Source organism: Gilvimarinus sp. 1_MG-2023, from assembly GCF_030548285.1.
This window is the reverse complement of the sequence record NZ_JAUOSC010000222.1, coordinates 1-413: the sequence shown is the minus strand read 5'-3', so window position 1 is coordinate 413 and position 413 is coordinate 1. Positions and strand designations below refer to the sequence as shown.

General features: G+C 55.7%; 1 protein-coding gene. It reads right to left on the bottom strand.

The annotated features are described in order from the left end of the window. Positions 1-359: WD40/YVTN/BNR-like repeat-containing protein (locus Q4563_RS16525; protein ID WP_303605259.1), on the bottom strand; the 359-nt coding region annotated here is incomplete at its 3' end. Between the last annotated feature and the right edge of the window lie 54 nt (positions 360-413).

Genomic DNA, 413 nt, shown 5'->3' with positions numbered 1-413 from the left:
AAACCATCCAGCTGCTTGCGCCAGTTCAGGCCGCCATCCTCGGTTGCCAATATAATGCCGTCATGGCCGACAGCCCAGCCATGGCGCGCATCGGCAAAACTCACAGCGGTCAGGGTCACGCTGACAGGCACTTGTGCCTGTTGCCAGCTCGCTCCCTGATCATCGGAATACAGGATATGACCAAAAGCCCCCACTGCCACCAGCCGCTCACCGGCCTGGGTGATATCAAGCAGTAAGGCGGTATGGGCTTTTGCGCTGGTTTGCGCGGGGGTTTGCAAGGGATCGACCCATTGTGCCAATGCGGTCGTGGTCACCAGAGACAGGGTGACCATAAAGCAATATGCCTTGATCAGACGCATCAAGAACTCCGTTATTATTATGATGTTGATGGGACAGGCAAGCAGCTCTTTATG